This is a genomic window from Kineococcus sp. R86509 (assembly GCF_042466365.1).
GTDB lineage: Bacteria > Actinomycetota > Actinomycetes > Actinomycetales > Kineococcaceae > Kineococcus.
The window spans coordinates 2,055,008-2,067,659 of sequence record NZ_JAXHCE010000001.1 but is presented as its reverse complement, the minus strand read 5'-3'; the positions used below and the strand labels follow the sequence as shown (position 1 = coordinate 2,067,659).

General features: G+C 71.6%; 13 protein-coding genes, 2 tRNA genes, 1 other RNA gene and 1 pseudogene. 7 read left to right on the top strand and 10 right to left on the bottom strand.

The window, feature by feature from the left end; translation table 11 throughout:
• Window positions 1-105: 105 nt before the first annotated feature.
• Complete coding sequence (locus SJY07_RS09975) at window positions 106-270, top strand: hypothetical protein (protein ID WP_380158755.1); 165 nt, start codon at window positions 106-108, stop codon at window positions 268-270.
• Here the strand turns inward: SJY07_RS09975 and SJY07_RS09970 are convergent.
• Window positions 200-820 (bottom strand): hypothetical protein, encoded by a 621-nt coding sequence (locus SJY07_RS09970; RefSeq protein ID WP_380158753.1) that lies wholly within the window; start codon window positions 818-820, stop codon window positions 200-202. The two genes, SJY07_RS09975 and SJY07_RS09970, sit on opposite strands and share 71 nt — an antisense overlap.
• A gap of 55 nt (window positions 821-875) precedes the next feature.
• Between SJY07_RS09970 and SJY07_RS09965 the strand changes: the two genes are divergently transcribed.
• Window positions 876-2,162: a uracil-xanthine permease family protein gene (locus SJY07_RS09965; RefSeq protein WP_380158751.1), complete on the top strand. Its 1,287-nt coding sequence runs from the start codon at window positions 876-878 to the stop codon at window positions 2,160-2,162.
• Here the strand turns inward: SJY07_RS09965 and SJY07_RS09960 are convergent, their stop codons facing one another.
• Window positions 2,163-3,173: a potassium channel family protein gene (locus SJY07_RS09960; RefSeq protein ID WP_328294421.1), complete on the bottom strand. Its 1,011-nt coding sequence runs from the start codon at window positions 3,171-3,173 to the stop codon at window positions 2,163-2,165.
• A gap of 102 nt (window positions 3,174-3,275) precedes the next feature.
• Here SJY07_RS09960 and SJY07_RS09955 point away from each other — a divergent pair, with 102 nt between their 5' ends.
• Window positions 3,276-3,707, top strand: coding sequence for a hypothetical protein (locus SJY07_RS09955; protein WP_380158749.1), 432 nt, complete (start codon window positions 3,276-3,278; stop codon window positions 3,705-3,707).
• A gap of 65 nt (window positions 3,708-3,772) precedes the next feature.
• Here the strand turns inward: SJY07_RS09955 and SJY07_RS09950 are convergent, their stop codons facing one another.
• The 6 genes from SJY07_RS09950 to ffs form a co-directional block, all read right to left on the bottom strand.
• Window positions 3,773-4,852, bottom strand: a complete 1,080-nt coding sequence (locus SJY07_RS09950) for an aspartate-semialdehyde dehydrogenase (protein WP_380158747.1) — start codon at window positions 4,850-4,852, stop codon at window positions 3,773-3,775.
• Complete coding sequence (locus tag SJY07_RS09945; protein ID WP_380158745.1) at window positions 4,849-6,144, bottom strand: aspartate kinase; 1,296 nt, start codon at window positions 6,142-6,144, stop codon at window positions 4,849-4,851. Before SJY07_RS09945 ends, SJY07_RS09950 begins: the two co-directional genes overlap by 4 nt.
• Before the next feature lie 93 nt (window positions 6,145-6,237).
• Window positions 6,238-6,822: a DUF5063 domain-containing protein gene (locus SJY07_RS09940; protein WP_328294425.1), complete on the bottom strand. Its 585-nt coding sequence runs from the start codon at window positions 6,820-6,822 to the stop codon at window positions 6,238-6,240.
• Window positions 6,815-7,414, bottom strand: a complete 600-nt coding sequence (recR, locus tag SJY07_RS09935) for a recombination mediator RecR (protein WP_328294426.1) — start codon at window positions 7,412-7,414, stop codon at window positions 6,815-6,817. Before recR ends, SJY07_RS09940 begins: the two co-directional genes overlap by 8 nt.
• Before the next feature lie 35 nt (window positions 7,415-7,449).
• Complete coding sequence (locus tag SJY07_RS09930; protein WP_380158742.1) at window positions 7,450-9,672, bottom strand: DNA polymerase III subunit gamma and tau; 2,223 nt, start codon at window positions 9,670-9,672, stop codon at window positions 7,450-7,452.
• Window positions 9,673-9,725: 53 nt separating this feature from the next.
• Window positions 9,726-9,822: signal recognition particle sRNA small type (ffs, locus tag SJY07_RS09925), an RNA gene on the bottom strand.
• Window positions 9,823-9,919: 97 nt separating this feature from the next.
• Between ffs and SJY07_RS09920 the strand changes: the two genes are divergently transcribed.
• The 3 genes from SJY07_RS09920 (at window position 9,920) to SJY07_RS09910 (ending at window position 11,124) form a co-directional block, all read left to right on the top strand.
• Window positions 9,920-10,004: transfer RNA gene (locus tag SJY07_RS09920), tRNA-Ser, on the top strand.
• 149 nt (window positions 10,005-10,153) lie between these two features.
• Window positions 10,154-10,453: a type II toxin-antitoxin system VapB family antitoxin gene (locus tag SJY07_RS09915; protein WP_328294428.1), complete on the top strand. Its 300-nt coding sequence runs from the start codon at window positions 10,154-10,156 to the stop codon at window positions 10,451-10,453.
• Window positions 10,454-10,497: 44 nt separating this feature from the next.
• Complete coding sequence (locus SJY07_RS09910) at window positions 10,498-11,124, top strand: LytR C-terminal domain-containing protein (RefSeq protein ID WP_328294429.1); 627 nt, start codon at window positions 10,498-10,500, stop codon at window positions 11,122-11,124.
• 203 nt (window positions 11,125-11,327) lie between these two features.
• Here SJY07_RS09910 and SJY07_RS09905 read toward each other — a convergent pair whose 3' ends face one another.
• Window positions 11,328-11,570 carry a hypothetical protein gene (locus tag SJY07_RS09905; protein ID WP_380158740.1) on the bottom strand — a complete coding sequence of 81 codons (243 nt, stop codon included), beginning with the start codon at window positions 11,568-11,570 and terminating at the stop codon, window positions 11,328-11,330.
• Between the two features lie 661 nt (window positions 11,571-12,231).
• On the opposite strand from SJY07_RS09905, the pseudogene SJY07_RS09900 reads away from it, so the two are divergent.
• Window positions 12,232-12,507 (top strand): annotated as a pseudogene (locus SJY07_RS09900) (tyrosine-type recombinase/integrase); the annotation flags it as partial.
• 38 nt (window positions 12,508-12,545) lie between these two features.
• Here SJY07_RS09900 and SJY07_RS09895 read toward each other — a convergent pair.
• Window positions 12,546-12,632, bottom strand: a tRNA-Ser gene (locus SJY07_RS09895).
• Between the last annotated feature and the right edge of the window lie 20 nt (window positions 12,633-12,652).

Below are 12,652 nucleotides of genomic sequence, written 5' to 3'. Positions count from 1 at the left end.
TTTCCGCCCTCGCGGGGACCCCTCCGGGGGCGGAAAGTGTTGTTTCCGCGCGGGATCGGGGGCGGGGAAGGTTCGTTGCGCGGGGGGAGCGCCTAGGCTCCGGGGGTGAAGTACCTCCTGGTCGTCATCGTCCTCGCCGTCGTCGCGTTCCTCGCCTACCGACGCATCCGCGGGTCGGGCTCGAACCTGGACGGCGGGGTCAACCGCGAACGGCTGCGGGACGAGTTCCGCGCCGGGAACGACCCGCAGGACCCGAGCGACCGGGGCTGAGCCCCACCAGCACCAGCAGTGCGACCGTCGAACCGGTCGTGCCCAGCGTCATGTCCCCGAGGGTGTCCTCGTAGGCCGTGGCCAGCTCGGTGCCGTGGCGGATGAACGTCCACCACTCGCCGATCTCCCACAGCAGCGCCAGCAGCGCCCCACCGCCGACGACGGCGACCGCCCGCGCCCACCGCGGTCGCAGCGCGACGACGTCGAGGACCAGCCCCAGGCCCAGGGTCAGCAGGAACCAGTTGAGGAAGTGCAGGGCGTCGTCCCACCAGACGAGCGAGTCGTAGAGGTCGAGCGTGTTCCCGCTGACGTCGACCAGGAACGGCAGCATCACCAGGGTGAGACCCGTCCAGGGCGCTCGCCGTCCCGACCGGTCCAGCACCCGCCACAGCAGCGGGACGACCAGCATCATCAGCGGGTAGAACACCAGCCGGGCCGTGAACCCCTTGCCCGCGAACTGGGGCAGGTCCCGCGCGAACGTCGCCACGAGCAGCTGGACCACCGTCGCGGCGAGCACGACGGCGGCGGCGGTCCAGCGCGGTGCTCGCATTCCCCTAGTCTTCCGCCCGTCCGGCGCGCGCCGGGACGGATTCGGAGGACTCGGCATGGCGAACGGTTCGGGGCGACCCGGTTGGCAGTTGCACGGCGACGGGCGCAGCGTCCGGCCCGGGGCGGTCGTCGCTCCCGAGGAGCGGCTCGCGTGGCCGCGGACCATCGGGATCGGGTTGCAGCACGTCGTCGCGATGTTCGGCTCGACGGTCCTGGTGCCGGCGCTGACGGGTTTCCCCGTCGCCACCACGTTGTTCTTCTCCGCGATCGGCACGGCCCTCTTCCTGCTGATCACCCGCAACCGCCTCCCCAGCTACCTCGGGTCCTCGTTCGCGTTCATCGCACCGATCCTCGGCAGCTCCCAGGGGTCGGCGACCGGCGGGATCCTCGTCACCGGGCTGCTGCTGGCCGTCGTCGGGGTCGTCGTCCACGTCGCGGGGTCCGGCTGGATCGACGTCGTGATGCCGCCCGTCGTGACCGGCACCATCGTCGCGCTCATCGGGCTGAACCTGGCGCCCGCGGCGTGGGGGACCACCGAGACCTCGGGGTTCCGGGCCGACCCGTTCACCGCGATCGTCACGCTCCTGGTGATCGCGCTCACCAGCGTGCTGTTCCGGGGTCTGCTGGGGCGCCTGGCGATCCTCGTCGGCGTCGTCGTCGGCTACCTCGTCGCCGCGGCCCGCGGGCTGGTCTCCTGGGACGCGGTGCACGCGGCCGGCTGGGTCGGGTTGCCGACGTTCACCGCCCCGCGCGTCGACGCCTCCGACCTCGCGCTGTTCCTGCCGGTGGTGTTCGTGCTGGTCGCCGAGAACGTCGGGCACCTGAAGTCCGTCGCGGCGATGACCGGGCGTGACCTGGACCCCCTCGCCGGGCGGGCGCTGCTCGCCGACGGTCTCGCCACCACCCTGGCCGGCCTCGGCGGCGGGTCCGGGACGACGACCTACGCCGAGAACATCGGCGTGATGGCCGCGTCCAAGGTCTACTCGACCGCGGCCTACTGGGTGGCCGCCGCGGCCGCGCTGGTGCTGTCGTTCTCGCCGAAGTTCGGCGCCCTCGTCGGGTCCATCCCGCCCGGCGTCCTCGGCGGGGCGGCGACGCTGCTGTACGGGATGATCGGCGTCCTCGGCGCCCGGATCTGGGTGCAGAACAAGGTCGACTTCTCCGACCCGGTGAACCTCACGACCGCCGCCGTCGCGCTGATCGTCGGGATCGCGAACTACACGATCACCACCAGCGGCGGGCTCTCCTTCCAGGGCATCGCGCTGGGCACGGTCGCCGCGATCGGGATCTACCACCTGATGCGGGCGGTCGCGCGGGTGCGCGGCACCGCGCAGACCGACTGATCAGCCCTGCGGCTGGCCGCTGACGTAGAGCACGAGGTCGCCGTCCTGCAGGGCGGCGACCTCGTGGAAGAGGACGGTCCGACCGCCGCGCAGCACGGCGAGGACGGGGACGCCGAGGGCGTCCGGGGCCAGGCCCACCTCGGCCGCGGTCACCGGACGCTGGTGCAGGTCCAGGCCGGTGCCGAAGGAGACGAGGTCCTCGACGACCTCGACGGCGGCGGGGCTGTCCGCCGCGAGCCCGAGGAGGCGACCCGTCGTCTCCGAGGTCACCACGACGGAGTTCGCGCCCGACTGCCGCAGCAGGTCGGCGTGCTCGACCTCGCGGGCCGTCGCGACGACCGTGGCCCGCGGGTTGCACCGGCGCAGCGCGAGCGTCGCCAGGATGGCGGTGTCGTCGCGGTCGACGGCGACGACGACGGTGCGGGCGCGGTCGGCGAGCGCCGTCACCAGCGTCTCCGAACGGGTCACGTCGCCGGTGACGCTGAGGTAGCCGTCGCGGCCGGCGTCGGCCGTGGCGGTGGGGCTGCGGTCGACGACGAGGACGCGGTCGGCCGGCAGGCCCTTCAACCGCAGCTCGCGGACGGCGTTGCGCCCCTTCGTGCCGTAGCCCAGGACGATGACGTGGTCGCGCATGCGGGCCCTCCACCGCGCGAGGCGGATCTCCTTGCGGGAGCGCTCGGTGAGCGCCTGGATCGTGGTGCCGACGAGGATGACGACGAACAGGATGCGGACCGGGGTCACGAACAGCGCGTTGACCAGCCGGGCGCTGTCGCTGACCGGGACGATGTCGCCGTAGCCGGTCGTGGAGAGCGTGACGGTCGTGTAGTACAGCGCGTCCAGGGACGAGAGCGACCCGTCGACGCCGTCGCGGTAGCCGCCGCGTTCGAGGTAGACGACCACCCAGCAGACCACGACGAGCAGCAGGGCCAGCCCCAGGCGCAGCGCGATGGCGCGCAACGGCGACACCGGGCGCCCGGCGGGCAGGCGCAGGCGCGCTGATCGTTCGGTCACGACCTGAGTCTGCTGGATCACGGGGGCTCCGCCACCTCCGGGGGCAGACACGCAACGTCACCCCCTGTCAGGATGTCGGTCGGGGCGATCGAGGGGGAGCACGTGAGCGGGTATCAGCAGGGCCCGTCGGAGGACGGCAGTTCGTGGCAGGACCCGCACGCGCAGCAGCCCTGGCAACCGGCGCCGCCGCCGAACGCCGGGATGCAGCCCTACCAACAGCCCTATCCCCAGCCGTACCCACCGCAGAACCGGGTCGTCGTCGTGCCGGTCAAGACGCCCGGGCTGGCGGTGCTCTTCTCGTTCCTCTGGCTCGGCGCGGGGAACTGCTACGCCGGACAGGTCGGGCTGGGGGTGGCGCTGATCATCGCCCAGGTGGTCTGCGCGCCGCTCTCGGCGATCCTCGCCTCGGTCACCCTGGGGTTCTCGTTGCTCATCACGGTGCCGATCTGGATCGTGGCCTTCGTGGTGTCGGCGATCACCGGGTACAGCGCCTGCAAGGAGCACAACCGGAGCCTGGGGTTCCCCCACTACTAGGCCTGCGTCACCCCGAACGCGAAGGGCCCGTCCGGTGATCCGGACGGGCCCTTCGTCGTGCGGGGTCAGGCGGTGAGTTCCCGCGCGATGAGCTCGGCGATCTGCGCGGTGTTCAGCGCGGCACCCTTGCGGAGGTTGTCGCCGCAGACGAAGAGGTCGAGGGTGTTCGGGAAGTCCAGCGCCTGCCGGATGCGGCCGACGACGGTCGGGTCGCCGCCCACGGTGTTCGCGGGGGTCGGGAAGATCCCGTGGGCGAGGTCGTCCTGCACCTCGACGCTCGGGGCGGCCTCGAGCCTGGCGGTCGCCTCGGCCACCGACACGGGCCGCGCGAACGTCGCGTGCACCGCGAGGGAGTGCGTGGTCTGCACCGGCACCCGGACGCAGGTCGCGGAGACCTTCAGGTCGGGGATCCCGAGGATCTTGCGGGACTCGTTGCGAACCTTGAGCTCCTCGCTCGTCCAGCCGCCGTCCTTGAGCGAGCCCGCGACGGGGATCACGTTGAGGGCGAGGTGGGCCGGGAACGGGGAGTCGTCACCGAGCTTGGCGGAGATCGCCGCGGCGGTGTCGCCGGCCGTGGAGCCGAGGGTGCGCTCGCCCGCGACGACCTCGAGCTCGTCGTAGAGGCGGTCCACGCCGGGCTGCCCGGCGCCCGAGGCCGCCTGGTAGCTGGCGACGACGAGTTCGGTGAGCTGCCACTCCTCGTGCAGGGCGCCGAGGGCGTCCATCATCGTGAGCGTCGTGCAGTTCGGGTTCGCGATGATGCCCTTGGGGCGGTTCCGCGCGGCCGCGCCGTTGACCTCGGGGACCACGAGGGGGACCTCGTCGTCCATCCGGAACGCGCCGGAGTTGTCGACGGCGACGGCGCCGCGCTCGGCGGCGATCGGCGCCCACACCGCGGAGACCTCGTCGGGGACGTCGAACATGGCGACGTCGACCCCGTCGAAGACCTCGGGGGTGAGTTCGCGCACGACGACGTCCTCGCCGCGGACCCGCAGGACCTTGCCGGCGGAGCGGGCGGAGGCGACGAGACGGATCTCGCCCCACACGTCGGGGCGCTCGGAGAGGATCCCGAGCATCACGGTGCCGACGGCGCCGGTGGCCCCGACGACGGCGAGGGTGGGTTTGCGACTCCCGTTGGATGTCATCGTCCGGTACCTCCGTAGACCACGGCTTCTGCGTCGGAGTCGAGGCCGAACGCGGTGTGGATCGCGCGCACGGCGTCATCGAGCTGGTCGAGGCGGGTGACCACCGAGATGCGGATCTCCGAGGTCGAGATCATCTCCATGTTGATGGCCTCGGTGCCCAGCGCCTCGAAGAACGTCGCGGAGACCCCCGGGTGCGACCGCATCCCGACGCCGATCAGCGAGACCTTGCCGATCTGGTCGTCGTACTCGACGCGCTCGAAGCCGATCGCGGCCTGCGCCTTGTCCAACGCGGCGATCGCCGTCGACCCCTCGGCCTTGGGCAGCGTGAACGAGATGTCCGTGCGCCCCGACGCCCCGGCGGCGACGTTCTGCACGATCATGTCGATGTTGATCTCGGCCTGCGCGACGGCCTTGAAGATCGCCGCGGCGGTGCCCGGGTTGTCCGGGACCCCCACGACGGTGATCTTGGCTTCGCTGCGATCGTGCGCGACACCGGAGATGATCGGCTGTTCCACGGGTTCCTCCCCGGTTCGGTGGGTGCTGAAGGCGGCGGGGACGGGGGAGTCGGTGACCCAGGTCCCCTCGTGCGGGCTGAAGGAGCTGCGCACGTGGATGGGGAGGTCGTAGTTCCGCGCGTACTCCACGCAGCGGAGCATGAGGATCTTGGCGCCGTTGGCGGCCATCTCCAGCATCTCCTCCGTCGCGATCCGGTTGATCTTCCGGGCCGTCGGGACGATGCGCGGGTCGGCGGTGTAGACGCCGTCGACGTCGGTGTAGATCTCGCAGACGTCGGCCTTCAACGCCGCCGCGAGCGCGACGGCGGTGGTGTCGGACCCACCGCGACCGAGGGTGGTGATGTCCTTGGTGTCCTGGCTGACGCCCTGGAACCCGGCGACGATCGCGATGGAACCCTCGTCGAGCGCGGCGCGGATGCGACCGGGCGTGACGTCGATGATGCGGGCCCGCCCGTGCGAGGAGTCGGTGATGACCCCGGCCTGGGAACCGGTGAAGGAGCGCGCCTCCAGCCCGAGGTTGGAGATCGCCATGGCCAGGACCGCCATCGAGATCCGCTCGCCCGAGGTCAGCAGCATGTCCAGCTCGCGCGCGGGCGGGCGGGGGCTGACCTGTTCGGCGAGGTCGATGAGGTTGTCGGTGGTGTCGCCCATCGCCGAGACCACGACGACGACCTCGTGGCCGGCGCGCTTCGTCGCGGCGATCCGCTTCGCGACACGCTTGATCCCCTCGGCGTCAGCGACCGAGGAACCGCCGTACTTCTGCACCACGAGAGCCACGACGGACGATTCTACGGAACGTCCTGCCGTGCTCCGGGCCGTGCCCAGCCCGCCGTCCCGCAGCTGTGCACGGTGTCCACCCGAGGACGCCCCTCAGGGGTGGAGTGCGTCGAACTCCGCGTCGGAGACCGTCTCGGAGTCCACGTCGAGGCGCAGGTGGGCCAGCAGCGACTGCAGGACGCGCAGCGCCGCGGTGGCCCGCAGCCCCCAGGAGGAGAGGTAGGAGAACTGCCACCACCACAGCGCCTCGGTGACGTCACCGCGTTCGTGGTGGCGCAGGCCGTGCTCGAGGTCGGCGGCGACGCTGGCGAGGTCGTCGGACAGCGCCCCGCGGACGAGCTTGGCGTCGGTCAGCGGGTCGACGACGTCGGCGTAGTCGTCGAGACCCTCCAGGACGTTCGCGAGCCCGGCGCGGACGGGGTCGACGTCCGGGTCCGGGCCGGCGTCGGGTTCGTAGCGCCGCGACGGGACGACGTCGGCGACCGCGCCGAGGCGGGCGCCGCTCACGAGCGCCTGGCTCACGGCGAGGAGCAGGACCGAGAGCGCGGTCGAGTCCATCCGCCCGGTCGCGACCTCGGTGACGGTCGAGAGGTAGGCGCGGGCGTCCGCGGCCGTGGTGGCGGCGAGTTCCGCGAGCTCGTCGCTCACGGTCTCGGGTGCGGGGTGCTGCTCAGCCATCGAGGGACCTCCGTCCAGCGAACGCTCGTCCAAGGGTCACTTCGTCTGCGTACTCGAGGTCCCCGCCCACCGGCAGACCGGAGGCGAGTCTCGTGACCCTCAGACCCATCGGCTTCAGCAACCGTGCCAGGTACGTCGCGGTCGCCTCCCCCTCCAGGTTCGGGTCGGTCGCGATGATCGTCTCGGTGACCGTGCCGTCGGACAAGCGGGACAGCAGTTCGCGCATGCGCAGGTCGTCGGGACCGATGCCCTCCATGGGACTGATCGCGCCCCCCAGCACGTGGTAGCGACCCCGGAACTCCCGGGTCCGCTCGATCGCGACGACGTCCTTGGACTCCTCGACGACGCAGATGACCGTGGGGTCGCGACGGGGGTCGCGGCAGACCCGGCACAGCTGTTCCTGCGCGACGTTCCCGCAGACCTCGCAGAACCGGACCTTGCTCTTGACCTCCGTCAGGACGTCGGCCAGCCGCTTCACGTCACCGGCGTCGGCGGCGAGCAGGTGGAAGGCGATGCGCTGCGCGCTCTTCGGTCCCACGCCGGGGAGGCGACCGAGCTCGTCGATCAGGTCCTGGACGACTCCTTCGTACACCCGTCGAGACTACGTGCCCGCGACGACACCGCCGGTCACCTCTCGTCGGTGGAGATGATCTTCCCGCCGAGGATCTGCTCGACGACCGCCGTGCCGACGAGCTGGGAGTCCTCCTCGGCGTCCTCGTCGTCGCGGCTGGGGGTGTCCTCCTCCACCGGGGCGGGCGGCGTCGGCTCGGGTGGCGGGGCGGCCGCCGCGGCGACCATCGCGCGCCGGCTGGGGCGGGATAGCTGGTCCTCGCCCGGGTCCTCGAGGGGTTCCTCGGGCGGCGGGACGTCGTCGTAGTAGGCGTTGCCGCCGCCGCTCGGCGCGGGAGCCGAGGTCCCGGGCGGGGGGCTGACCGGGTCCGGGGTCGCCCGGGCGACGGGCTGCGGCGCAGCCTGCCGGGCGGGGGCCTGCTGGACGGGGGCCTGCTGCGGGGCCGGACGCTGGGCGGGCTGGGCAGGGGCCTGCTGCTGACGGTTCGGCGTCGACCAGCCGCCGCGGGCCGGGCGGGCCTGACCGCGACCGCCGCCGGAGTCGCCACCGCCACCGGTGGCCCCGGCAGCCTGCACCCGGGCCTCGATCCCCGTCACCTGGATGAGGGCCTCGGCCACGAACCCCGCGTGGTTGCCGCTGCTGAAGGTCTGGGCCAGGCCGGGGGTCTTGAACTGCAGGACGAGGACGCCGTTGCGGTGGTCCTCGACCCGGGCGCTCTCCGAGACCAACGCCCAGGTGACCCGCTTCATCGACTTCAGCTTGTCGAGGACGTCGGTCCACAACCGCCGGACCGTCTCGACCTCGCTGCCACCGCTCGGGGCGGCGTCGGCGACGGGGGCCTGGGCACCGGCGGGTTCCGGGGCCGGGGCCTCGACGCGGGCCGGCGCCTCGCCGGGGGTCCGGGCGGCGGGCCACGCGTCCGCGGGCGGCCGCTCCTGGGCGGCAGGGCGTTCGGGCACCGGTCCCACCGGGGCGGCGACGGGTTCGGGGCGGGCGGGTTCGGGGCGAGCGGGTTCCGCGCGGGCGGGTTCGGGGGCGCGCACGGGTTCCGCGCGGACCGGTTCGGGGGCGCGCACGGGGTCGGGTTCGCCCCGGGGGGCCGGCGCGGTCGCCACCGGGACCCCGGCGCTGAACCGGCGTTCCATCCGGTCCATCCGGGCACCGATCCCACCGTCGGCGTCGACCCCCGGCAGCAGCAGCCGCGCGCACAGGAGTTCCAGCTGCAGGCGGGGCGAGGTCGCCCCCGTCATCTGTTCCAGCCCGGCGGCGACGACGTCGGCCGCGCGGGAGAGCTCGGCCCGTCCGAGGTGGGAGGCCTGCGCCTTCAACCGCTCCAGGGCGTCCTCGGGCACGGCGAGCGCGTCGGCCGCGGAATCACCCACGGCGGCGACGATCACCAGGTCCCGCAGCCGTTGCAGCAGGTCGTCGGCGAAGCGACGGGGTTCCTGGCCGGTGTCGACGACCTTCTCGACGGCGCGGAACACCGTCGCGCCGTCGCCGGCCGCGATGGCCTCGACGACGTCGTCGAGCAACGAGGCGTGGGTGTAGCCGAGCAGGCTCACCGCGATGTCGTAGGTGACGCCGTCGTCCCCGGCCCCGGCGATGAGCTGGTCGAGCACCGACAGGGTGTCGCGCACGGATCCGCCGCCCGCGCGCACGACGAGCGGCAGCACGCCCTTGCCGATCTGGACCCCCTCGCGCTCGGCGAGTTCCCCCAGGTAGGGCGTCAACCGGCCCGGGGGGACGAGGCGGAAGGGGTAGTGGTGGGTGCGCGAGCGGATGGTCGTGAGGACCTTGTCCGGTTCCGTCGTCGCGAAGATGAACTTCACGTGCGGCGGGGGTTCCTCGACGGTCTTCAGCAGCGCGTTGAAGCCCGCCGCCGTGACCATGTGGGCCTCGTCGAGGATGTAGACCTTGAACCGGTCCCGGGCGGGGGCGAAGGAGACCCGTTCGCGCAGGTCGCGGGCGTCGTCCACCCCGTTGTGGCTGGCCGCGTCGATCTCGACGACGTCGATGCTGCCCGGCCCGCCGTTGGCGAGGTCCTGGCAGGAGTCGCAGGTTCCGCAAGGGGTCGCCGTCGGGCCCTGGGCGCAGTTCAGGCAGCGCGCCAGGATCCGCGCGCTCGTCGTCTTGCCGCACCCCCGCGGCCCCGAGAAGAGGTACGCGTGCGTGATCCGGCCCTTGCTCAACGCCTGCATCAGCGGAGCGGTGACGTGCTCCTGGCCGATGACCTGCTCGAACGTCTCGGGCCGGTAGCGGCGGTACAGCGCGGTCGTCACGGGGACGAGGCTAACCCGCGGTCCGGACACGGGGGACCGGTCCGGCGGAGGAGATGAGGGACCCCCCGCACACCCGCCAGGGCCCACCTACCCTTGCTGCCTTCCGGCCCTGGGGGGGTTCAGCGGGATGACGCCGCACGAGGGGTCTGCAGATCACTGTACGAGACGATCGCGACGCGGTCCAACCGCCCTCCGCCGCCCGCCCCGGTCGGAAGCACGGGTCACCGTCGGCTACGCTGGTGGCACTGGAGGATTCGCCTAGTGGCCTATGGCGCACGCTTGGAAAGCGTGTTGGGTTAACGCCCTCAGGGGTTCAAATCCCCTATCCTCCGCCGCACGAGGCCCGTTCCCGGACATCCGGGGGCGGGCCTTCGTCGTTCCCGGCCCAGCGTCCTCCCGGTGCAGCGCCCCCTGGCGGGGGCGCACCGATCCCGGGCGGTTCCCGGGGATGGACGCTCCTGCACCCCTAGACTCCACCACCGTGATCTTCCACGCCGTGGGCGACGGCCGCCCGTACCCCGACCACGGCTACGAGACGACGAGCCAGTGGTCGAAGGTGCCGCCGCGCCAGGTGCGGCTGGAGGAACTGACGACGACGAAGCGCACGCTCGACCTCGACGCGCTGCTGGCGGAGGATTCGACGTTCTTCGGCGACCTGTTCGCCCACGTGGTGTCCTGGCGGGGGCGGCTGTACCTGGAGGACGGGTTGCACCGGGCGGTGCGAGCGGCCCTGCACCAGCGGCAGGTGCTGCACGCACGGGTCCTGACGCTGCCGGACTAGGAACCACCCGGCTCGGGGGAGTGCGGGGCGATCGAGGGGGAACGGTGGCACGACGCTACGAGGACGAGCAGGACCGGGCGACGCAGGACGAGGGGGTGCTCCCCGAGGTCGAGGACGACCTCGACGAGGAGTCCTACCGACGCCTCAGTGGACGGCGACGGGCCCGGCGGGTCCGCCAGCGCGCCGTCTTCGCGGTGGTGGTCCTGGTGGTGCTGGGCGCCGGTGGCGTGGCCGCGCTGATCTACACCGACCGCTGGCAGCCCGGCTCGTCGGCGACGCCCACGAGCGCCGCCCCGAGCCCGACCTGCGTGCCGGCATCGGCCCCGGCCCTGCTGCCCCCCGCCGAAGTGAGCGTCGACGTCCTGAACGGCACGTCGCGCCGCGGCCTGGCGGGCACGGTGGCGGGGGAGCTGCGCACCCGCGGTTTCGTCGTGGTGAACGTCGGCAACGCGCCGACGGCGACCGGCCCGGTGACGGCCGCGGTGACCTACCCGGCGGCGTCGCTGGCGCAGGCCGTCACGGTGGGGGCCCGCTTCCCCGAGGCGAAGCTCGTGCCGGACCCGGCCGCGACCGTCATCACGGTGGCCCTGGGGGACGGGTACCAGAACCTCCTGGCCGAGGACGTGGTGGTCGCTCCGGCGCTCCCGGTGGACCCGGCCGCCGCCTGCTGAGCGGGGAGACGACGAAGGGCCCGGAACCAGTGGTTCCGGGCCCTTCGACGTGCTGCGGTGACGGTGGGATTTGAACTCTCTGCGCGCCTCTGTTCAGGTACCCCTCAGTGGGCTGACCTGCGCTTATGACTCACAGTGGATCACATCAGGTGACGTTGATAGACGCCGAGTCGGGGCAGGATGTGGGCAAGTACCCACACGCCTCAGTGACTGACGAGGGTATCTTCATCCATCATGACGAAGGATCCAAGATCCATCTTCAGGCGCAGGTGGGTGGACGTGAGGTCGAGCACCAGCGCGGGGCAGACGTTGCCGTCGAAGTCGTAGGCCTCGATGTGGTCGCCAACGCAGGGCATACGGCCATCATCGATCAGACGTGTCAGGGCAAACGCTGTGTCGTCCTCGAAGATCTCGTTGAAGTCCATCCGAACGCGGACCATGTTCACCCCTCCATCCTCATCGTCTTGTCGGCAGCTTGACAAGAGAGCATAACTACTTTTCACCCGGAATGCCCTCCTGTAGCGGGATCATGCGTCCCGCCTTGAGCGAAGACTTCAGCCGGTAGGGGGGCCCGAAGGAGGCAACCACCGCTGGCACAAAAGGCCGCCAGTCCGGCGGCAGGAAGACTGTGTGATGAGTGGACCAGAAGGTCTGCTCGATCCACGCGCCCTCGGGCAGAGCCGAGGCCGCTGCGAAGCGCCCGGCATGTGCATGAGCTTGCCGGCGGGGATCGACTGAAGCAGCGCCAGCTGGTCCAGCGTCCCCGCGTACACCGAGAAACATGGCCTTCCGTCCAGCGGAGGGCCAGTCTCCATCGCCGGAGGCATCCTCTGCTCGATGGCCTCAGCGAGCGAGTCCTCGGTCAGGTGGAGGCCACCGCGCAGCAGGAGCAGCGGCGCAGTCACCTGGATACGCTACCGGGACCGAGGCTGCTTGGTGCTCGGTCCCGGTAGCTGGTAGGTGGGCGCAGGTCGACGCTTGCTTGCAACGACGAGCCCTGCTGTGCGCGTGCGACCCCGGGGGAGATGATCAAGGGTGGCGGAGGTAGGCCTGCGCACCGCCGTGAAGTCTCGAGCCGCCCTCCCCGGCGAGTGGCCCGAGAACGAGGTGCAGAGGTCCGGTGTGCCGCGGATCACAGCCCGCGGCCTGCGGCACACGGCGGCATCCTTAGCGGTGTCTGCTGGCGCCAACGTAAAGGCGGTCCAGAAGATGCTCGGGCATGCATCGGCGGCCATGACCCTGGACGTCTACGCCGACCTGTTCGACGATGATCTGGAGGCCGTTGCTGTCGCGTTGGATCACGCCGTCACGACTCAACTTGTGGGCGGAATGTGGCAGAAAGTCCGTCCGGCTGACGTCACAGAGCGTATAAACGGCCCCTGACCAGCAATAACGCGCTGATCAGGGGCCGTTCTGTACTGCGGTGACGGTGGGATTTGAACCCACGGAAGAGTTACCCCTTCACACGCTTTCGAGGCGTGCTCCTTAGGCCGCTCGGACACATCACCTTGATCCTGCGTCACCAACC